Source organism: Marinomonas sp. A3A, assembly GCF_018336955.1.
Lineage (GTDB): Bacteria > Pseudomonadota > Gammaproteobacteria > Pseudomonadales > Marinomonadaceae > Marinomonas > Marinomonas lutimaris.
Genome location: NZ_CP025532.1, coordinates 826,875 through 848,634 on the forward strand (window position 1 = coordinate 826,875; position 21,760 = coordinate 848,634).

At 43.2% G+C, this 21,760-nt stretch carries 19 protein-coding genes; 12 read left to right on the top strand and 7 right to left on the bottom strand.

All coding sequences use genetic code 11. The annotated features are described in order from the left end of the window. The 7 genes from CYL31_RS03860 (at window position 1) to CYL31_RS03890 (ending at window position 6,840) form a co-directional block, all read left to right on the top strand. Window positions 1-1,134 carry an ABC transporter ATP-binding protein gene (locus CYL31_RS03860; protein WP_212917659.1) on the top strand — a complete coding sequence of 378 codons (1,134 nt, stop codon included), beginning with the start codon at window positions 1-3 and terminating at the stop codon, window positions 1,132-1,134. Window positions 1,135-1,218: 84 nt separating this feature from the next. Beyond that, on the top strand, window positions 1,219-2,505 hold the full coding sequence (locus tag CYL31_RS03865) for an ABC transporter substrate-binding protein (RefSeq protein WP_212917660.1): 1,287 nt from the start codon (window positions 1,219-1,221) through the stop codon (window positions 2,503-2,505). A gap of 213 nt (window positions 2,506-2,718) precedes the next feature. Beyond that, window positions 2,719-3,468, top strand: coding sequence for a 2-dehydro-3-deoxy-D-gluconate 5-dehydrogenase KduD (gene kduD / locus CYL31_RS03870; protein WP_212917661.1), 750 nt, complete (start codon window positions 2,719-2,721; stop codon window positions 3,466-3,468). A gap of 227 nt (window positions 3,469-3,695) precedes the next feature. Next, window positions 3,696-4,478: a DNA-binding transcriptional regulator KdgR gene (gene kdgR, locus CYL31_RS03875; RefSeq protein ID WP_212917662.1), complete on the top strand. Its 783-nt coding sequence runs from the start codon at window positions 3,696-3,698 to the stop codon at window positions 4,476-4,478. A gap of 262 nt (window positions 4,479-4,740) precedes the next feature. Continuing rightward, window positions 4,741-5,061 (top strand): cupin domain-containing protein, encoded by a 321-nt coding sequence (locus tag CYL31_RS03880; RefSeq protein WP_212917663.1) that lies wholly within the window; start codon window positions 4,741-4,743, stop codon window positions 5,059-5,061. Between the two features lie 48 nt (window positions 5,062-5,109). After that, window positions 5,110-5,745, top strand: coding sequence for an RpiB/LacA/LacB family sugar-phosphate isomerase (locus CYL31_RS03885; RefSeq protein WP_212917664.1), 636 nt, complete (start codon window positions 5,110-5,112; stop codon window positions 5,743-5,745). A gap of 105 nt (window positions 5,746-5,850) precedes the next feature. Then, window positions 5,851-6,840: a pectinesterase family protein gene (locus tag CYL31_RS03890; RefSeq protein WP_212917665.1), complete on the top strand. Its 990-nt coding sequence runs from the start codon at window positions 5,851-5,853 to the stop codon at window positions 6,838-6,840. Window positions 6,841-7,188: 348 nt separating this feature from the next. Here the strand turns inward: CYL31_RS03890 and CYL31_RS03895 are convergent, their stop codons facing one another. The 5 genes from CYL31_RS03895 to CYL31_RS03915 form a co-directional block, all read right to left on the bottom strand. After that, window positions 7,189-7,641, bottom strand: coding sequence for an REP-associated tyrosine transposase (locus tag CYL31_RS03895; protein WP_212917666.1), 453 nt, complete (start codon window positions 7,639-7,641; stop codon window positions 7,189-7,191). Window positions 7,642-8,038: 397 nt separating this feature from the next. Continuing rightward, window positions 8,039-10,252, bottom strand: coding sequence for a YjbH domain-containing protein (locus CYL31_RS03900; RefSeq protein ID WP_212917667.1), 2,214 nt, complete (start codon window positions 10,250-10,252; stop codon window positions 8,039-8,041). Next, on the bottom strand, window positions 10,252-11,010 hold the full coding sequence (locus CYL31_RS03905) for a capsule biosynthesis GfcC D2 domain-containing protein (RefSeq protein ID WP_212917668.1): 759 nt from the start codon (window positions 11,008-11,010) through the stop codon (window positions 10,252-10,254). Before CYL31_RS03905 ends, CYL31_RS03900 begins: the two co-directional genes overlap by 1 nt. Beyond that, the gene (locus tag CYL31_RS03910; RefSeq protein WP_212917669.1) at window positions 11,007-11,651 is read right to left on the bottom strand and encodes a YjbF family lipoprotein; all 645 of its coding nucleotides are present in this window, start codon (window positions 11,649-11,651) and stop codon (window positions 11,007-11,009) included. Before CYL31_RS03910 ends, CYL31_RS03905 begins: the two co-directional genes overlap by 4 nt. Before the next feature lie 153 nt (window positions 11,652-11,804). Beyond that, on the bottom strand, window positions 11,805-12,119 hold the full coding sequence (locus CYL31_RS03915) for a hypothetical protein (protein WP_212917670.1): 315 nt from the start codon (window positions 12,117-12,119) through the stop codon (window positions 11,805-11,807). Between the two features lie 457 nt (window positions 12,120-12,576). Here CYL31_RS03915 and CYL31_RS03920 point away from each other — a divergent pair, with 457 nt between their 5' ends. The 3 genes from CYL31_RS03920 to CYL31_RS03930 all read left to right on the top strand — a co-directional run bounded on the left by CYL31_RS03920 (window position 12,577) and on the right by CYL31_RS03930 (window position 17,664). Then, complete coding sequence (locus tag CYL31_RS03920; protein ID WP_249411686.1) at window positions 12,577-13,812, top strand: capsule assembly Wzi family protein; 1,236 nt, start codon at window positions 12,577-12,579, stop codon at window positions 13,810-13,812. An 87-nt stretch (window positions 13,813-13,899) separates the two neighbouring features. Next, on the top strand, window positions 13,900-16,575 hold the full coding sequence (locus tag CYL31_RS03925; protein WP_212917672.1) for an SLBB domain-containing protein: 2,676 nt from the start codon (window positions 13,900-13,902) through the stop codon (window positions 16,573-16,575). A 144-nt stretch (window positions 16,576-16,719) separates the two neighbouring features. Further along, window positions 16,720-17,664 carry a Wzz/FepE/Etk N-terminal domain-containing protein gene (locus CYL31_RS03930; RefSeq protein ID WP_212917673.1) on the top strand — a complete coding sequence of 315 codons (945 nt, stop codon included), beginning with the start codon at window positions 16,720-16,722 and terminating at the stop codon, window positions 17,662-17,664. A gap of 563 nt (window positions 17,665-18,227) precedes the next feature. Here the strand turns inward: CYL31_RS03930 and CYL31_RS03935 are convergent. After that, window positions 18,228-18,650, bottom strand: coding sequence for a type II toxin-antitoxin system HicB family antitoxin (locus CYL31_RS03935; RefSeq protein ID WP_212917674.1), 423 nt, complete (start codon window positions 18,648-18,650; stop codon window positions 18,228-18,230). Between the two features lie 121 nt (window positions 18,651-18,771). After that, a complete protein-coding gene (locus tag CYL31_RS03940; protein WP_212917675.1) occupies window positions 18,772-20,223 on the bottom strand; it encodes an MBL fold metallo-hydrolase RNA specificity domain-containing protein in 1,452 nt (483 codons plus the stop codon). A 187-nt stretch (window positions 20,224-20,410) separates the two neighbouring features. Here CYL31_RS03940 and mntA point away from each other — a divergent pair, with 187 nt between their 5' ends. After that, window positions 20,411-20,794: a type VII toxin-antitoxin system MntA family adenylyltransferase antitoxin gene (gene mntA / locus CYL31_RS03945; protein ID WP_212917676.1), complete on the top strand. Its 384-nt coding sequence runs from the start codon at window positions 20,411-20,413 to the stop codon at window positions 20,792-20,794. Then, window positions 20,769-21,209 (top strand): type VII toxin-antitoxin system HepT family RNase toxin, encoded by a 441-nt coding sequence (gene hepT / locus CYL31_RS03950; protein ID WP_212917677.1) that lies wholly within the window; start codon window positions 20,769-20,771, stop codon window positions 21,207-21,209. Before mntA ends, hepT begins: the two co-directional genes overlap by 26 nt. Window positions 21,210-21,760: the final 551 nt, after the last annotated feature.

Below are 21,760 nucleotides of genomic sequence, written 5' to 3' on the forward strand. Positions count from 1 at the left end.
ATGTCTAAAGTTGTATTTGAAAATTTGACCAAAGTGTATTCGAACGGCTTCAAAGCAGTTCATGGTATTAACCTAGAAATTGAAGACGGCGAGTTCTTAGTAGTGATCGGGCCCTCTGGCTGTGCGAAATCGACGACTTTGCGTATGTTGGCGGGTTTGGAATCAGTTACTGGTGGCTCTATTAGTATCGGTGGCAAGGTCGTAAACGGCCTGCCACCTAAAGATCGCGGTATTGCCATGGTGTTCCAAAACTATGCGCTTTATCCCCACATGAGTGTGCGTGAAAACTTGGGCTTTGGCCTGAAATTAGCAAAAGTCAGTAAGGCGGATATTGAGAAACAAGTTAATGAAGCGGCTGAACTTCTTGAGCTTACGCCTTTACTAGATCGTTTGCCACGTCAGCTTTCTGGCGGTCAGGCGCAACGTGTTGCAGTTGGTCGTGCCATTGTTAAACGTCCTCAAGTGTTCTTGTTTGATGAGCCCTTGTCTAACTTGGATGCCAAGTTACGAGCATCTATGCGCGTGCGTATTTCGGATTTGCACAAAACACTGAAAAAGACCAATCGTTCGGCAACCAGTGTTTACGTTACCCACGATCAGACCGAAGCCATGACCATGGGGGACCGTATTTGTGTGATGAAAGACGGACACATCATGCAAGTAGATACGCCAGCCAACCTTTATAAATATCCAAAAAATCTTTTTGTCGCAGGGTTTATCGGTGCGCCAGAAATGAACATGGTTGAGACGCGTTTAGATCGCACGGGTGAAGGCAAATGTCATTTGGCCTTGTCGTCTCAGATGTTGGGTTTGCCAGATGAAAAACTGCAGAAAGTCTTAACCAACTTCACCGAAGACGTGGTGTTTGGTATTCGACCTGAGTTCATCAAATTAGCGGATGAAAATTCGCCGCAGGATGAAATTATCAAGGGGACGATTGTTCGCATGGAAAACATGGGAGCAGAGTTTTACGTCCACTTTACTGTAGAAGACAGAGAACTTTGTACGCGAGTTCCTTCTGACGTGGTGGAGGCTAAATTGTCGGATTCAATCGGCAAAGAGCAGTTGTTCCATTTTGAAATGAGCAACGCACATATTTTTGATAAGAAAACTGAGATAAATATCTCTTTGTAAGGCTTTTGCACGACAGCTAAGCCACATAAGGCAAGGGTGATAGTCGTGCAAAAAATTGAGTAATCACTAACGAGGAAAAAGGACATGAAAATAAAAACAATAGCTCTGTTAGTCGGATTGGCGTCTGCTGGTTCAATGGTGAGTGTGAATGCAAGCGCAGAAGATTTGCGTATGTCATGGTGGGGAGGAAACTCTCGACATTCAGCAACGATTGAAGCTGTAAAAGAATTTGAAAAAACGCACCCAGGGATTTCAGTTAAATCAGAATATACCGGTTGGGGCGGTCATTTAGAACGTTTGACCACTCAAATCGCGGGTAATACCGAACCAGATGTCATGCAAACCAACTGGAATTGGATGCCGATTTTCTCTGCCCGTGGTGACGGTTTTAAAGATCTTCGTGAATACAGTGATGTGTTGGATCTTACCCAGTTTGATAAATCCGCCCTTGATGCCGGAACAAATAACGGAAAGCTAAATGGTATCCCAGTTTCCATGGCAGCTCGTATTTTCTATTACAACAAAGATACGTGGGCAAAAGCCGGTTTAGCATACCCAGTCACTTGGGATGACTTTATGAAAGCTGGGCCAGTTTTTAAAGAAAAATTGGGTGACGAGTATTTTCCATTAGTGCTTGAAGGACGTGACATTATTGCGATGAACCGCTCATTTATGGTTCAAAAATATGGCATTCCAATGATAGACGAAGCTGGGAAAAAGTTCGCTTACTCCGATGCACAGATGCTTGAGTTCTTCAAAATGTATGAAGACATGGTGAAAAATCATGTTACGCCAAGTAGCAAATATATTGCAGGGTTTGGTAAGGCCAACCTATATGAACATAAGCCTTGGATCAATGGTGAATGGGCTGGTCTTTATATGTGGAACTCAGCGGTTAATAAATATAACGACAACTTGAAGCCACCAATGTCTTTAGAGCTAGGTTTCTATCCTATGGAAAAGGGCTCGGATGATGCGGGCTTGTTCTATAAACCAGCGCTAATGCTTTCTATTGGCAAAAACAGCAAAAATCCAAAAGACGCGGCTAAGCTAATTAACTTCCTATTGAATGAACCTGCTGGTTACAACGCAATGGGTCTAGCGCGTGGTGTTCCACTAAGTTTGGCTGCCCGTCGAGCGCTATCTTTAGATGGCACCATCAAAGACTCGGACTTGTCGGTAGCTGGTTTGGCGCAAATAGATGATTTGCCTAAGAAAATCATCACATCTGCGCATTTTGAAAACCCTAAGCTGTTAGGGCTTTTTGACGAAATGATTGAAAAAATGGACCAAGGCGAGATTACCGTTGAGGAAGCCGCGAACGACTTCATGTCTCAGGGTAATCGTATACTGCGTAGAGCCATTAAATAAAACGCCTTAAATGAGTGCCTAAATGGCTTTTGAGCTAGGTATTGTATAAGGCGCGCCAAGCGCGCCTTAACTTCTACCTCGGTAGCAGCCTTCAGGAAAGGAAGGGGGTATATGACACAAATAACGTTGAAAATCTCAATGCCCCGCGCAGCGAGAGCGGACAGCAAAATGAAAGGTTGTTTGTCCAATTATTATAAACAAGGGGAATAAAATATGTTCGATCTGACGGGTAAAGTGGCTATTGTGACGGGATGTAATACGGGTCTTGGTCAGGGAATGGCTTTAGCTCTAGCAAACGCTGGTGCAGATGTTGTTGGCGTAAATAGAGATGACCCAACAGAAACGATTGAATTGATGGCAAAAACAGGTCGTCAATTTCATAGTGTTATTGCTGACATGAGCAAAATGGACAGTGTTGACCGCGTAGTGAAAGAAGCGGTATCTGCTTTTGGTAAAATCGATATTCTAGTGAATAACGCAGGTATTATTCGTCGCAATGACGCGATAGATTTTACCGAAAAAGATTGGGACGATGTAATGGACCTGAATATTAAAGCGGTCTTTTTTATGTCTCAAGGCTTTGCAAAGCAAGTTATCGCCCAAGGAACACCGGGCAATATTATTAACATTGCTTCTATGCTGTCTTACCAAGGCGGTATTCGCGTGCCTTCTTACACAGCATCAAAAAGTGGTGTGATGGGCGTAACTCGTCTATTGGCTAACGAATGGGCGAAGCATGGTATTAACGTGAATGCGATTGCTCCGGGCTATATGGCGACAGATAACACGGCAGCGTTGCGTGCCGATGAAGATCGTTCCAGTGAAATTTTAAGCCGCATTCCAGCTGGCCGTTGGGGAACGCCTGGTGACATGGCTGGGCCGATTGTATTCTTGGCATCAGAAGCATCTAGATACGTAAATGGTTACACCATTGCGGTAGATGGTGGTTGGTTGGCTCGTTAGTTCTTTTTTGTTTTTCTCTTTAATCAAAAGAAGCGACGAGCTGCACAGGTGCGTGCGAAGTATTTTTTCTGGAAACAATGCTTCCGCACCTTGCTGTAATAGCACTTTTAGTGGCCGATCTAGTCTTTTGATTGCAAATTAGGTTTCATTTTGTAACGTTGGGATGTATCTATATGCAGAATTACTCTACAATCGCAAAAACACATTTCAAAAAAAATGAAACTTATATGACAAACGAAGAAAATAACCAGCAAATCGAGCCCGTATCCTCGGTGATGAAGGTGTTTGCTATTCTAAATGCGTTAGCAGAGCACAAATCTTTAGGTGTTACAGAGCTTTCTCAAATCGTCATGACATCAAAAAGTACCGTATATCGCTTTTTGCAAACCATGAAGATGTTAGGCTTTGTATCGCAAGAAGGCGATGATGACCGTTACTCACTTACCTTGAAACTCTTTGAAGTCAGTGCAAGAGCATTGGAACATGTTGATTTGGTCGAACTGACTGAACCTTACATGTCTCGTATTGGTGAGCAGACTAAAGAAGCACTTCACCTTGGTATTCGTGATGGCGACGGTATTATTTATATATACAAAGTTGATGCGCAATACAACTTACGCATGCAATCTCGTATTGGCCGCCGTAATCCACTTTACTCTACCGCAATCGGTAAAGTACTGCTTGCAGAGCGTCCAGAGAGCTATGTGCGTGATATTCTGAAAGATACCGAATTTTTGCCTTCTACAGCGAAAACCCACCGTTCCATAGACTCTCTTTTGGTGGAACTAAAAGAAGTGAAAGACTTGGGCTACGGTATTGATAACGAAGAGCAGGAAGAAGGCTTGCGCTGTATCGCAGCGCCTATTTATGACCGATTAGGTAACGTTATTGCTGGATTGAGTTTGTCTTTTCCAACACTACGTTACACGCCTGAAAAATTTGAAAAATACGTTGGTTTACTGCAAGAAGCGGCAGCGAAGGTATCTGAAAAATTAGGTTACGCTAAGTAGCCATTATTAGATTAGCCATCTGAAATATCAAAAGCCGGAGCAAAATCGTTCCGGCTTTGCCTTTTTTATTTCCTACCGACAAGTCCTGCCGTTATTCTTTCTCCACAAACCCAGCCTTAGTTCACTCGAATAGACCACTTTACACCTTATTGCTTTATCGAGCATAAAAAAATAAATGAAACAGCTTTTCATAAAAGATTGAATAATGTTTTATCGCTGCTATAGTAGACATGTCTAAAACAAGAATACAAAGAGTTGTCCTATGTTTGTTTACAATAACGAAGTCCCTCTGGAAGATCTTGGTGCGGGTGTTTCACGCAAAATCATGGCCTATTCAGATAACATTATGGCAGTAGAAGTGCATTTTGAAAAAGATGCCATCGGCCCACTGCATAATCATCCCCATGAACAATTAACCTACGTACTGTCTGGTAAGTTTGAGTTCACCATAGGGAATGAAACCAAAATTGTTGGCCCTGGCGATACACTTTATAAAGAGCCAAATGTGATGCATGGCTGCCGCTGTTTAGAACCGGGCGTCTTGCTAGATAATTTCACACCGGTACGAAAAGACTTCTTATAAATAACGTCTTGCGACATCGAACGATTTAAACGAATTCAGGAGAAAGTTATGAAAATTGCATTGATGATGGAAAACAGCCAAGCAGGTAAAAACGCCGTAATTTTAGAACAACTAAATGCGGTTGCTGGCCCATTAAATCACGATGTGTTTAACGTCGGCATGAGTGATGAAAAAGATCATCACCTGACTTATATCCACCTAGGTATTATGGCGAGCCTTTTGCTGAACTCCAAAGCGGTAGACTTTGTGGTTTCTGGTTGTGGTACCGGCCAGGGCGCAATGATGTCTTTAAACGCTCATCCAGGAGTGGTTTGTGGTTACTGCTTAGAGCCTTCGGATGCTTTTTTGTTCAACCAAATCAATAACGGTAATGCTATTGCTATGGCGTTTGCCAAAGGCTTTGGTTGGGCAGCAGAGCTAAATGCACGTTACATTTTTGAAAAAGCTTTCACTGGCCCACGCGGCGAAGGCTATCCAGTTGAGCGTAAAGAGCCGCAAGTTAAAAACGCTGGCATCTTGAACCTAGTAAAAGCGGCAACTATGAAAGACAACTACTTGGATGGTTTAAAGGCCATGGACCAAGAGCTGGTTAAAACTGCCGTAACTGGTGAGCGCTTCCAACAATGCTTCTTTGATAATTGCCAAAACCCAGAGATCGAAGCGTACGTGCGTTCTTTGCTGTAGTTTTCTGTCTGTTGTTTACTTGAATGTAACCTAGTTACTATTTAAAAGGAGAATGTCGTGATGGCATTCTCCTTTTTCATTTCTGCTGAGTCGCGATAATTTCCTATGCAAAACTACGATCAATATCATGCCATAGTTTCATTGAATAACCCTTTTGCTGACTTCGAAAGCATTCAAGCCGCTATTGATGCCGCGCCTGCGGACAGCTCGACCTATCGAATTTATATTGATCAAGGATGTTATCAAGAACGCATTTGTATCCAACGTGCAAATATCGAAATTCTTGGTGATGGAGCAGAAAACACCCTTATTTGTGCAGAAGTATGTGCGAGCATGTTGGAAAATAGCGGGCAACTAATTAGTACCCTAAACAGTCGAGTGGTTGAAGTAGATGCTACCAATGTGACACTAAAGCACTTATCTATCATCAACCAATGGGATTATATAAAAAACGCCAACAAGCCAACTGACGACCCCACAAGACTTCAACATAAACAAGCGGTAGCTCTACTGCTTAATAGCAATAGCGACAATGTTCGATTAGAACATGTGCACTTAGAAAGTTACCAAGATACCTTTTGCACCCAAGGTGGTCGAAGTCACCTAAAACACTGCAAAATCATGGGCAATGTCGATTTTGTATTTGGTTGTGGGAATGCTTTACTAGAGGATTGCGATATTGTCTGTCGCGCTTGGCCGAGCCAAACACCAGTGTGGGGCTATATCGCAGCGCCCAGCACGTCTATACATCAAGATGATGGGCTTACATTCCTGCGTTGTCGTGTAATCCGAGAAAATGACCAAGTGCCAAAACACAGCTACGCTCTAGGTCGTCCTTGGCACCCAACCACACAGTTTCCCGACGGACGTTACGCCGATCCAAATGCCATCGGCAAAGCCGTTTTTATCGAATGCTACCTTGATAACCATATCTACGGCTGGGACAGCATGCAAGGCCTAGCGCCAGATGGTTCAAAACGCAGTTTTGAACCAGATAAAGACGCGAGATTTGTAGAATGGAATAACCATGGCCCCGGAGCGAACCAAAACCTAGGTCGTCAAAAGCCCGATCACACCAAACCAAATCACTTGTAGGTCGGCCTTTAGGCCGTCAAAAAGCATCCAGCCTTTACAAAACTTCCTTGACGCGCTAAAGCACGACCTACAAAAACCAATAACACCAAATCACCTGTAGGTCGGCTTTTAGGCCGTCAAAAAACGAATCACCCCAAGCCCACCCAAATGTAGGTCGGCCTTTAGGCCGTCAAAAAGCATCCTGCCTTTACAAAACATCCTTGACGCGCCAAAGCACGACCTACAAAAACCAATAACACCAAATCACTTGTAGGTCGGCTTTTAGGCCGTCAAAAAACGAATCACCCCAAGCCCACCCAAATGTAGGTCGGCCTTATAGGCCGTCAAAAAAGTTAAAAACTCTGCAATCTATAAATAAAATGAATCCCAAAAAGGGTACTCTTTTACACTTTTGACTAACCCTTTTCGTAAAGGGTTTGCGACAATATAGCGAGCAATATGAAGGCGATCTTCTTCAGCTCGTAATGCGCGGTCATAAAAGGAAGGTTGCCATAATTTACCACTTCTTTTTAGATGTTTATTTACTTTGAAAGCGCTGGTGCCTTTTAAATTGCCAACAATAGTCGGTAATGTTGAACTATGATTTTTCAGTTTCACTAGACCGTGGAAGTGATCTGGCATTAGAACCCATGTTAACCATGTGCATTTATGGTGTCTTTGATTTGCTTCTATCTGTTGGCAAAACAAATGAGCAAGAGAGAAGTCATTGAAATACGGAATTTTATCAAGTGTATTAAACGTAATGAAATATTCGCGGTTGGGTTCTGACAACCTTCCTTTCCTTAGGTCATTCCATGACATAAAGCCTCCTTTTAAATGTGATTTCTTGACGGCCTAAAGCATCCTGCCCTTACAAAACATCCTTGACGCGCTAAAGCACGACCTACAAAAAACCAATCCTCTGTAGGTCGGCCTTTAGGCCGTCAAAAAGCATCCTGCCCTTACAAAACATCCTTGACGCGCTAAAGCACGACCTACAAAAAACCAATCCTCTGTAGGTCGGCCTTTAGGCCGTCAAAAAGCATCCAGCCTTTACAAAACTTCCTTGACGCGCTAAAGCACGACCTACAAAAAACCAATCCTCTGTAGGTCGGCCTTTAGGCCGTCAAAAAGCATCCAGCCTTTACAAAACTTCCTTGACGCGCTAAAGCACGACCTACACAAATCGTGAATCACGACCTACAAAACATATAAATTATCAATTCTGGTTAGGGCGTTGATACCAAGGCGACACCATATCCGTAATGTCATATAAACTGTTCCGCTTTCCTAGCATTTGACCGCCATCCCTAGTAATAGGCTGCCAATTGAAGTTCCCTCGGCTAGTGGTAGGTTTATAAGATAATGCGTCAAACGGGATAGACAAATAAAATCCTTTGGTAAAACTACCTTCACCAAACTCTTCTGCTGACATGTTGGTTCGGCTGGCGTAAGCGCCCACAATTATGCCGCTCTTATATTGTTTTGAAAAATCCAATCTTGCGCCAACATCCGCAGCCAAGAACTTACCCATGTCTACACGGAACATAGTGTCTTCTAAAAAAGACCATTGTGGTTGGTAGTAAAGTGATACATGCCCCGTAGTTCCTCTGGCAAGTACCTTTGCATCGCTACCATAGTCGTTATCATTCTGGAATATGCCAAATACAGAGTCCGGGTCGCGTTGTGCAATGGCATTTACATCCGCACCAATTGCCCAGTTCGAGTTCGGTTGGCGGTACAAGACTTCAGTACCAAAACCTGCAAACATGGTTTCAAGGTAACCACCATAAATTTGCTGGTACCAGTTTTGGCCATATTTCTGGAACCAAGTCAGTTGCAGGTTGCTCATATTTGCATCATTGTTACTAACATAGGCACGAACTAGTGTTCGTACACGATAGTTAGAAGTGTCATCAGAAGCGACATCGAAATTCAACTTGTCGTAGTTATCGACTAAGTTCATTGAAACGGCACCTGATAATTGCAGATTGTCAGTAAGCCAATAAGAGGCACCACCATCTACACTTAAGCTGTATATGTAAAAGTTTTCAGGGCCACCAAAAGATTGAGTTAGGTGCGGATTAAAACCATAATCTAAAGGCTCAAAATTTTCATACAAAGGATCGCCAGCAATTTTCTCTGGGGGTAGATCGATAAGAGCATCTTTAATGGAAGGGTTTAAATATTCGACGTTTGCTATGTCTCTATAGCCTTGAGCGGAAATTTCTGTCGATTTAACCGGAAGGTTTTTTGACTCTTCGATGATTTTGTAAGACTGGACGTCGGTTGGTAGATGGTTTACTAATACGGCAGCTGCTCGTTCTGCGGCAACATCGCGATCACGATATTTACTGTTTTGTTTTGAAACAATAGCAATTGTATCACCTTGCTGATATATCATTTCAGATTGATACCCAGCAACGTCGTTTAGTTCTGTATCTAGTTGTTTCCAATCAACTTTATCAAGGCTTAAAGCTTGATTTGTTCCTAGTGCTGGAATAGGGTCGTCAATCCAAGGTGTTTTGATAGTGTCAAAGTTGGTGGTAAAAGTAAAACCAAGAACCGCAGTCGTGCCACGTTCGTAACTTAAGCGGATATCGAAACCATCGTTTATGGCATAAACGGCACCCACGTTCCACGGTGTTTTAGGTGTCATGTCTACACTCCCGCTGGTAACAGGGCGATCTTGGCTATAGTTATTGCCATCGTATTCAATTTTTAAGCGTAATGGCTCATAAGGTGTTTGATATTCAATACCACCAAATATTGAGGATGGGCCTGTAAACCAGCGGTCGTAGTCGATGGAACCACCGTTATCTGAGAACCCAGAAATACGGTCACAGAAACGATTAGCGGCACTACAAAGAGGATTGCTAATATTGCCTCGTGTTCCGAAATAACCCCAGCCTAAACCTAAGGTGAAATCAAATTGACCATAACCATCGGTTGAAAGGCGTTTTGTTGCCGCAATAAACTCACCATCAAATAGCCCTGTGCCACCAAGATCTCTTAGACCAACGGAAACTTCAGGCAGCCAATGGCTTTCTTCTAGTAACCTTAGTTTGGCATCTACGCCTTTGTCGGCTAGTTTTGTATCACCACTAAAGTTTTCATCATTGCTATATAGCAGGTCTTCTACTTGGGTGTAGCGAATGGTGGTTTCTAACCAAGGCATTAGTTGTAATGATACAGTGTAGAAATTGTATTCACTACTCTGACTGTAACCAAAACTAAATGCACCGTCTTCCGCCATGCGGCCAGAAGGCATTTGCATTAGACCAATACCACCAAGGTCACCTTGAGACGGTTTGAATTGAGGGCCTTGAAATGGTGCCGCAAAGTAACCAGCTTCTTCTGCGTAGGTAGGTGCGATCAATATGAGGTTTGAGCAAACAATTAGAGATGAAAAAGAAGAGCGTTTAAACGGCATTATGGCTCCAAACGTAAGGCAAGTAGGTGGGCGATATCTGCATTTAAATCGCGATATTTTTCAGAAAGGCCGGTTAAACCGATAAACACCATAGAGCCAGGGCTTAGGAAATAGAGTTTCCCTTTCCATTGAATATCGGTAGCTTGATATACATCCTGATTGGCCTGAATGATCCAAGCATTATCATAAGTATAGCGATAAGCTTCGAACTGCTCGGCTAAGTAATCTTTCAGATTACTATTTGCTGTTAGCTGAAGTGTTAGAAAGTTTTGATCATCTGCATTAATCAGGAACACATGTCGTGGACGCTTGGGTAAAAGTAGCTGATAAGTCCCCTTCACCATGGGGTTGTACTTGGGGGTTACTTGAACCTTGGTAAGGTCTGTTTCTATCTTTTCCCGATATACAAAATGTAATGAACTTAATTGCTTAGCAACATAATTAGATGCTGGTGTATTAATATCTCGCAGTTGTTTTAGTATCGCGTGTTTTTTTTCATCTATTTGTCGCTGCTTGTTTGGATCTATTAATGCAATGCCAAGAGAATAAGGTTGATAGTCTAATTGTGCATAGGCGTCTGTTAATACCTGCGATAAGCGTATTTCTTGAGGGTATGATAGTGTTACAGGTTGCGGATACGATAGCATTTTCTGTTTTTGTAAAAGAACAATGTTAGTGGCTTCGGCCATCGCATTAGATGATATGAAACTGATTAAAACGTAACAGCTGATAATAATTGATTGTAACAACCGTGTCATGACTCCGAATCCTTAGTGTTTGAAGATAGGCTGCTATTTGGAAGAGGCTCGATAAAAGGTTTCACCATCAGCATTTCAACTCTATCCATTTTGGGCCCTAAATATTGAATGCTTTTGACGACAAATGGTTTTGTCGTACTGGTTGCTGGAGCCATCCAGAAATCGTTTATTAACTCGCTATTTAACGATGTAAAACTGACTTTCTCTTGAATGTGCTCTGTCTCTTGCTCCCACCGCTGAGTTGATATGGTTTCAGTACCAAAAGATAAGCTCTCAACGTTAGCGCTAAAGTTATATCTATAGCCTGGAGACCAATCATAAATAGCTTGCCAAGAATTTGTCTTACCTGGATAAGGCAAATTGTTGTTAACGGCAAGTAACTCTTCTAGATTGTTAGTGAGGAAGCCTACTGTATGAATAATACGACCATTTTCAGTAACGATAGCCCCTTTATCTTCCGTGACCCATGTGAGCCGATAACTACCATTTATGGTGTTTTTTTCTGCTAACGCTAAGATCAGCAGGAGTGGTTTTGCATCATTTATGGTGACTAGTGAACTAGCGTATGGGAGAGCGGTTATATATTCTGCAGTAATTTCGTTCCCTTTTTTAGCATCCATATAGATTTGTGCAGAGTCCATGATGCTTTTGAAATGTCCGGAGCAGCCAGATAAAAAAAAGACACAGAGTAGAATAGAAAATGAAAAAGCGCGAAGCATTAGCTGACCAAATAATAGTAGAATGTAAAAAATCGCCTGATGAGAGATTCAATCAGGCGATTTCAGTTTTATTGATTACTGAGTGACTGTAGTTGTGCTAACACTAACTGAAGAGTTGTTGTCGCTTGCAGCAACACCAACAGCAACACCAACAGCGACAGCTGCAGCAGCAACAGAAGCCGCAGCTAAGCCGCCAACTGCAGCTGCGCCAGCAGCACCAGCACCGGCAGCCGCTGCACCCGCACCTGCCGCACCAGCTCCTGCGCCCGCCGCACCAGCTCCTGCGCCCGCACCACCAGCACCAGTCGCACCAGCACTACCAGCCGCTTCGCCATATGCTTGGCTAGCTAGGCCAAGTGCTACGATTGTAGCCAAAGTAACAAGTTTCATAATATTTCCTTATCATTAAACATCGATGTTTGAAGAATGTTCTTCATTTTCGATTTTAGAGCAAGATTTATGACAATGTAAGCGCTGAGAGCAGACTTTTTGTTAAATTTTTAATCAATGCTAACCTTGTCGCCATCAAATCCGACTTTAAATGCTGGCGAAATGTACGCTAAGCGGACAAATACCAATAATGAACAATGTTTAAAAAATGCCGCACTTTGTGAAAGCATTGAGTAAGCAGCCTTTATTTTTGCTGTGTTTTGGGACATTATGTGCGGAATCTTAATAATAGTCAGATAGGAAGCATGCTCATGAAAGCGTTATCTCTATCAATACAAGGAACTGTGACCTATTAATGTTCTCTTTTAACGTAAAAAAAAAACCGATTCTATATTTTCCAAAACTCAGTTTTCTTAGTTGCTGTTGCTCTAATAAACTGGTTCATAACGTTTTATTGGTGCCGTTTCTAGGTTGCACTTCTGCTATTGTAGCCGCGTCGCCTTGGCTGGAAGCCAATGATCCATTTTTGCGCTCGTCCTTATTGCTATTGTCTGATTCTGGTCAGATTTCTTCACCTGTTAATCATTACCCCATGCGTTGGTCTTTATTTGGTGACGATTTAACCTACACAGACCGAGAAATTGATACTGTATTATTAGCTAATCAAGAACTGCTTTATACGTTGAACTCAGCCAAATTGAATCGCGGTAATAGATTGTTCAAGGTGCTAAATGGTTCTAATCCAGCAGTACCTTCGGGCTTTGGTCAGTTTAACGAAGATGAAAAGGGCGTTTATACCAGTGTTGAGCATTTAGGAAATTCATTTTCTTACCGTTTAACGGCTGGTTACAGCGAATACCAAGACGATACCACTTTAAACCTAGACAATAGCTACCTTGCTTATAGTTCTGGTGCTTGGCTTTGGTCTATTGGGAATGTTGATCGCTGGTGGGGGCAAGGTTGGCAGCACAATCTAATTTTAGGCTCGTACGCTAAAGCGGCGCCAGATGTAAGTGTTAGCTATATTGGCGAGAACAATATTTTGGGCGTTTGGAGTGTCGAAAGTATATTGGCTCAACCTGCTCGTTCCGATTACGACTACCACAGCGCAACGCGCTTAGTATCAAAACCTTTTTCCCTTTTTGAGTACGGTATTACTTATCAAACATGGTTTGCAGGTGAGGACTCCATTCAAAACGACAAACAATTAGCACTTGATGCAAAACTAACGTTACCTAGTATTGCAAGTTTGTATCACAGTGTTTATGCGGAAGCGGCTTCTACTTCTAACCAAACCGAGTTGGGCGCTTGGTTGATGGGTTGGACAGGGAGTTTTCCGCTAGGGGAAAACATTGCTCGAATTGTATTGGAATCTCAACAATCTACCGATGCTCATGATACAACCCAATGGGAATCAGGAAATTATCCTTCTGTAACCGATGATGTAGCTAATACAACTTATATGCTGGACGACAGTGTTTCAGTTGCCTTGTATTTACAGCTTAAAAACGATCATCAAATCGGTATAAGTTATCAGAACTCAACACTCGATGATGAAAAAATTAAGACCAGTCAATTAACGTATAATTTACCCGCTTTAGCGGGAATGGTGCGTGTAGGGGCGAGTCGCCAGCAAGTACAGAATAGTGATAGTCAAACGAATATATGGGCAGGCTATGAATTTCGTTTTTAAGTAAAACTCATAAATCCAGCACTTGAATAGCTAATATTAAAAATAGCTAATCTAAAATTTTTATAGAACCTAAATAGACCACATAGTATGCGACTTAAAAAACTACTTTTATCAGTGTTGATGATGACTCTAGCAGGGAGTTTGTTGGCTTTCACTCCGACAGCTGCGCAAATTAGCCAGTTTCAAAGTTTGCCTAAAGCACAACAGGAGGCGCTAGCCCGTCAATATGGTGTGGATCTTGGGGCTTTGACCGGAGGTGCGGCCAATACCGAGTCGGCCCCTGTGCAACAGACACCAGTATTGGAACCTGTCGTGAGCGAAGCAAAACCGGCACCTACCGTTCAAGCGGCAGCAGACAGCGATGGTAGCTTGACTCAGTTTGGCTACGATGTATTTGGTAATAATAGTCTAGGTTTAACCATAGTGGATAATTTGCCTGTGCCGCTCGATTATCAAATGGGCCCAGGTGACGTAATTAGTGTGCAAACCTTTGGTAAAACTAATCAAAACTTATCCTTAACTATAGATAGAGATGGCTCTATTAATTTACCTGATATTGGGCCTATCGCCGTAGCAGGGCAAACATTCGCGCAGCTGCGTAAACAGCTCAATGACGTAATTAAAAACAAAACCATCGGCGTAGATGTATCTGTCACTATGGGCGCCATGCGTACCATGCAGGTCTATATCGTCGGGGAGGCCATGCAGCCCGGCGCCTACAATGTAAATGGCTTAACCACCATTACCCAAGCATTGATCGCTAGCGGTGGTGTAAAGAAATCTGGGAGCTTGCGCCATATTCAGTTAATGCGTAAAGGCAAAGTGGTGTCTGATTTTGATCTTTATGATTTGTTAATCAAAGGTGACACTTCGAAAGATGTTCGTTTGTCTTCTGGCGACACGTTATTTATTCCAGTACGTAAAAATCGCATTGCTATAGAGGGCCAAGTAGCACGCCCTGCGGTTTATGAAACCAAAGATGACACAACGGTTGATCAGCTTTTGTCGCTGGCAGGCGGAGCAAAACCACAAGCTTATCTTTCCAGAGTGAGTGTGCGTCGAACCAGCTCAAACGGCTTGCAGCAATTTACATTAGACCTTTCTTCACCAATGGGGCGAGGGTTCAAACTAAAAAATGGCGATGAAATAAACCTATCCGCTGTTTCTATGTCGCTTAAAAACGCAGTGGCCGTACGTGGTGAAGTTGTTAGGCAAGGAGCGCTTAATTTTAAACCAGGTATGAAAGTAAGTGATGCTATAGGTTCTATCGATGACGGCTTAAAGCAAACGGCCGATTTGAATTATGCTATATTAGTGCGAGAAGTTAACGCCAACCAAGACATCGAAGTTTATCAATTTAGCTTATTGAATGCGTTAACTGATCAAGACTCAGCAGAAAACCTAACGTTGCAAGAAAAAGACCAAATCTTTGTATTTGATAACGGCCTAGCGCAAGACTACTGGTTTGGGTCTTACATAAACGATAAGGCTAAGCCTGAACGTAATGGTGTATTGAAAAAAGATAATGCCTCTACGACGCAGGCTGATTTATATAATACTCAGGCTGATTTATATAAAAGGCAGCGTGAGGCACTAGATGTTGAAACGGGTGCTGTTGTTACAAAAGAAGAAAATACAACATTAAATATTGCAGGTGCTAATGAAATGTCGGATGCGGCAGAACTTCGCAAAGCCAGCCGAGAAGCATTGCTTAAACCTATAATGGAGCGCCTAAAAGAACAGGCTAGTTATGGAAGTCCTGCAAAAGTAATCGAAGTATCTGGTGCGGTAAAGTTTCCAGGGCTTTATCCTCAATCTAAAAATGCCAATGTGGCTTCCTTACTGGCCGCAGCTGGAGGTCTGACGCAAGAAGCTTATTTAGGATCAGCAGAATTGTCGCGTCGGGTGATAAAAGACAATCGTTCAACATTCGACCGGATGAATTTTTCACTAAAAGACGCGATTAGTGGCAAGTACCCTGTCGCATTGAGTGCACAAGATCACCTGATTGTTAAAACGCAACCAGGTTGGGAAGAAGGTATGGTGGTTGAGCTGCAAGGGGAGTTTGTTTTTCCTGGTACCTATACTTTTAAGCGTGGTGAAACCTTAAAAGACGTGATTGAGCGTGCTGGTGGTTTTACCGAATTTGCTTACCCTTCTGGTGCTGTATTTAGCCGTGAGCGCTTAAAGCGTCAGGAAGCAGAAAGATTAAAATTCCTAAACGCACAGCTAAAACAAGAAATCAGTGCGATGTCTTTGCGCCGTCAAGGGTCATCATCGGTTGCCGACCCTGCTCAGGCTATCGCGATAGTGGATCAACTTGATAATGCTGAGCCAGTAGGCCGTTTGGTGGTGGATCTCAGTTATGCTGTGAAAGGCGATAAGCTGGCTAACTTAATGTTAGAAAAAGGCGATAAGCTTTTTGTGCCAGCATTGAACCCTGTCATAAGCGTTGTTGGTGAAGTGCAATTTTCATCGAACCACACTTTTAACCCTAACTTGACTGTAGAAGACTATATAGCGTCTGCTGGTGGCACTAAACGCCAAGCAGATACCGATCGTATTTACATAGTGAAAGCGAATGGCTCTGTAGAGCTGCCGAATAACTCTTTCTGGTTTAGTCGTGACTATGATCCGCTAGAGCCAGGCGATACCATCATAGTGCCGATCAATACCGACTACCTAGATGGCTTAAGTACCTTATCTACAGCGACTCAGATACTGTACCAGATTGGTGTAGCGTGGAGTGCGATCAAAGATTGATCTGATACACCATCATAAGGGATAAAAAAGGGCGTCGTCCAAATGCCAGTCAGCTAAGCATATTATTAACTGACTGGCATAACTTTATTCCCTATAAACCAGCCCATTTTATATGCAGTGCACACTATAAAGCGAAGAATGACAATGAACGATAAGTACAACTTTCCTTCCCAACCATATCCGAACCATGATGATGAAATAGACCTAAAAGAGTTGTTTATGGCGCTTTGGAAGGGTAAATGGATCATCATATTTACCACCTTCGTGTTTGCCGTAGGCGGCGTGTTGTATGCACTATCTCAACCCAATACCTATAAAGCGGAAGCGGTATTGGCATCGGCCAACGACAGCAAATCTGGCGGTCTTGCAGCAATGGCGTCACAATTTGGTGGGTTGGCATCATTGGCCGGCATTAACCTTGGTGGTAGCGGCACAGACAGCAAAGCCATTGCGTTAGCTACCTTACAATCCCGTCAGTTCCTTAAGGCATTTATTGAAAAATACGACATATTGGCTCCACTGATGGCGACAAAGGAATGGGACAGGTCGCAAGATAAGTTGATATTCAATGCTGATCTCTATGATGCTCAAGCAAGGCAATGGCTTACTAACGAAGCGGGGCAATCTTTAAAGCCGTCGGACTGGAGGGCGTACGGTGCATTAAGAGGTATTCTTGCTGTATCGTTTAGTAAGGACACTGGTCTTATTACTTTATCCGTAACGCATTTATCTCCCAGCATTGCTAAGCAGTGGGTGGACTGGCTGGTAACAGACTTAAATGCTTGGATGAAAGACAAATCCTTAGACGAAACTCGCCGTAATATTGGCTATCTAGAAGAACAAATCAAAAAAACCAGCATATCAGACATGCAGTCGGTGTTTTATCAACTGATAGAAGAGCAGACCAAAAATCTAATGCTGGCGCAGGTGCAAGACGAATTTGTTTTTAAAACCATCGACCCAGCCGTCGTACCAGAAGAAAAAGCCGGGCCCAAACGTGCCTTAATCTGCGTACTCGCTGTACTACTCGGCGGCATGCTCGGCATGGGTATCGTACTTATCCGCTTCGCCTTCACTAAAAAAGACTAACCCACCCGTAGGCCGGATGAGCCGAGGTACGAGGCGTTATCCGGCGCTCATAACCATCCTCCGCCGGATCACGGTCGTACCTCCCTCATCCGGCCTACGAAAATCCGTCACGAAAACATCAACTACATCACACAATACCAATCATCAAACGCCGGATAACGGTCGTGCCTCCCTCATCCGGCCTACGAAAATCCGTCGCGAAATCACCAACCACATCACACAATACCAATCATCAAACGCCGGATAACGGTCGTACCTCCCTCATCCGGCCTACGAAAATCCGTCACGAAAACATCAACTACATCACACAATACCAATCATCAAACGCCGGATAACGGTCGTACCTCCCTCATCCGGCCTACGAAAATCCGTCGCGAAATCACCAACCACATCACACAATACCAATCATCCTTCGCCGGATAACGGTCGTACCTCCCTCATCCGGCCTACGAAAAACCGTCACGAAAACATCAACTACATCACATAATACCAATCATCAAACGCCGGATAACGGTCGTGCCTCCCTCATCCGGCCTACGAAAACATGACAACCTCGCTAAATGCTACTTCGATTGCATAAAACGATCAGCGGCTTTGGCCAAAAAATCCGACCGATCTTTAAACTCATGATGAAATCCAACATAGGCATCAACTCGAGCCAATAGCGGTTCGGATAAAGTAATGTTGACGCGCTTCTGTTTACCTTTTAGTCCTTCAGCAGGCACTTCAATGGCTAGCCATTCAGTAAACTCTGGGTACTTAGTGCGATAATCAACAAATCCAGTATTTAACGTTGATAGCATATGTCCGTCCGCTATCACTTCTTCGGACATCAAAAGAATGACCTCTTTGGCGCGATATAATATTTCTTCTTGTTTATCGGCTGCAGAAATACAGCCGTATCCTAATTCCTCAAACACCGGAACAATAATGCCCCATGCTGTGTTGTTGTCCTGTGGGCGCTCTATACCAACCATAAATAACATAATCACCTCGTGTGCTGTTGGTGTCGTTAAGGTACTAATTAAATTCCTGCCATTTTCTTAATGCTTTCTAATGTACCAATCGGGAGGTGTTTTTTGGGGTGAGGTACGGAAAATTTATTTCCTACGGCACCACAACCTCACACTCTGGATGGGCCATTTCAATCAACCCCTTTAACGTCCGTTTGGCGTTATCGTCCCCGTGCACCAAATGCACCTTCTTCGGCCTCACTCGCATGCGCTTAATGAAATTTAACAAATCCCGTTGCCCTGCATGGGCGGAATATCCGCTGATTTGCTGTACCTTGGCATTAATGGCGTAACGCTCCCCGTCGAATACCACATAGCCATTTGGCTTGTCGTGGTAACGCAAAATATCCCGTCCTGGCGTCCCCGCTGCCTGATAGCCCACAAACAGCACATCGTTACGTTCGTCACCTAATAATGCCTTTAAATAATTCACAATACGGCCGCCAGCACACATGCCGGAGGCGGCGATAACAATAGCGGGGCGAGTTTGGCGTTGTAGGTAGGCGACGGTTTGTAAATGGGTGGCGTGATCATCAATTGTCGTAACTTGCTCAAAATCCAATGGATGACGGCCAGAACTTACGCGGCGTTTTGCTTCATCATCCCAATAGCTTGCCAAAGACCGATACACCTTAGTAAAACGGCTCGCCAAAGGTGAATCGATAATAATATCGATATCTTCCCAATTTAACGAAACACCAGAACGAGTTTGACTCACGGCTTTGTGTTTATTTTGATGAATAATATGTTCCAACTCATACAAAAGCTCCTGGGTGCGGCCAATGCTAAAAGCAGGAATGAGCACCGTGCCAGAATCACTCAATGCGTGTTCTAAACTGTGCTGTAAATGTTGACGCCGAGTAGATCGATTCTCATGGTTACGATCACCGTAAGTGCTTTCGATAACCAACTGATCTGCTCGATAAGGTGATAGTGGTGCAGGCAATAAAGGTGAATAGGGCGCGCCCAAATCCCCAGAAAACACCACATCCCAATATTTTTTGTAGGTCGTGCCTTTAGGCCGACAAAGGTCACCCCCTTCAACCCGAAAAATCACATAAGCCGACCCCAAAATATGACCTGCACGACACAATCGCACTTGTACTTTGGTGGTATTGTTTGAAGTTAAAGGAACGTCAGTCCAGGTTTTATAATCCAGCGGAACTAACTGAGAAGCTAGCCTGTCTAGGCAAGCCTTAATAATGCTCGCATTGCGCGTCACACCGACTTTTAACGCATCTTCAATAACCAGAGGTAACAGAGCGGCGCTGGGTTTAGAGCAATAAATCGGCCCAGTAAACCCAGCGGTCAACAAATAAGGCAAACGCCCAACATGGTCTATATGAACGTGAGTAATCACCAAGGCCTGAACAGCAGAAAGATCAAAATCTATTTCTAAACTATTTGAATCTGCCCCAGACCCAGACGTCTCCGCCCCCTGAAACAACCCAATATCCACTAACACAGATTGATCAGAATCAACAAACAACTCATGACAAGACCCAGTAACACCCTGCACAGCACCGTGATGCTTAATATCTAACATACAAATCCTTATGTATCGTTTTTTAAAGAAGTATCAAGGGTATACCATCAACCAGACCAACATCAAACCAACGTCATTAACTGGCACATTACACTTTATTCATAACGTCCTACAGAATAGTCACCATTGACACCCTCAATATAAAACGTATATTTCAACAGCAAACACCCAACTAAAAAGGTTATCCTTGAACCAACAAAAAACAATCGCTACTTTACAAGAGTTGGCTGCAGCAAATAGTGCTATCGAAGTGGTTTGGTTGTATGGCTCACAAGCAAAAGGTAACGCTGCTGCTAACAGCGACTACGATCTTGCCATTGCCTATGATCAGAAGTTGATCGCTAAGCGTGCATTTTATTGTGACGAATTGTCATATCAATGGTCAAAAGCAACCACAGAAAAAATTTCCATGATCGACATAAACAATGTACCCATTCCACTGGCATACAGCGCCATTACTGATGGTAAAGTGATTTATTGTCGATATCCTCTACGTTTACATTCAGAACAACATCGGATTTGGTCTTTATGGGAAGCTTTTCGAAATGAACATGAAAGAAACCGAAAGTAACTATGAACCTTATATACTGGCTCTAACAGAGCAAGTTGAACAGCATCTAGCAGGTTTAGACGAACTAAGCGATCTTGTCGCACAGAGACCACTTACCTTTAACGAACGCAGTGCGTCAGAGCGTAGCTTACAAGTGGTTGTTGAAGTCGCAATCGGCTGCTCCAAACATTATCTAAAGTCACAAAATAAACCAGTGCCTTCCGAAGCCAGAGCTAGCATAGAAAGAACTTATGAGCGACTGGCGATTACTCATCCTGATATTAACGACATGCGCGGTGCTATCGGTATGAGAAATGCCATCATTCACGACTATCTCAACCTTGATTGGGAAAAAATACAACCCATTCTAAAACAAAAGAAATATCACCTAATCAACGACTACTTAAGAACCGTAATAAAAGCCCTGCCAAGATAAATCCAACTATCCGCCAGATCCCGTAGGTCAGATGAGCCGAGAAGCCCGTTATGTAGCTCGGCCTTCAGACCGTCAAAAGCTAAACAAAACCAATCACATGTAGGTCGGCCTTCAGGCCGTCAAAAAGCTAAGCAAAACCAATCACATGTAGGTCGGCCTTCAGGCCGTCAAAAACTAAACAACACCAAATCACATGGTCAGATTAGCCAAGGCACGAGGCATGATCTGGCGAATGATCATAACCAGCATATCCATATAGCCAAAAAAGCTTAAAAAAATGTCCACTTTACAAACTCTTTTCGAACACATTCTTTGCATGATTTCATGTCTTGTATTAATATCGTTCACCAATTGAACGCAGCATATATTTGTCCTTTCCTCTTATAACTTCCAAGGGGAAGCTAGTATGGGATTAATAGTTCTTTAGTAATTAAAATGGATAACATTAAACGAGGTAAATGCATGGAAAGCTTACTCACACCTTCACACACCACACCTTTCCACGCTTATTATTTTTCGTATTTATGCATCACTCTTAGTTTTATATCTAA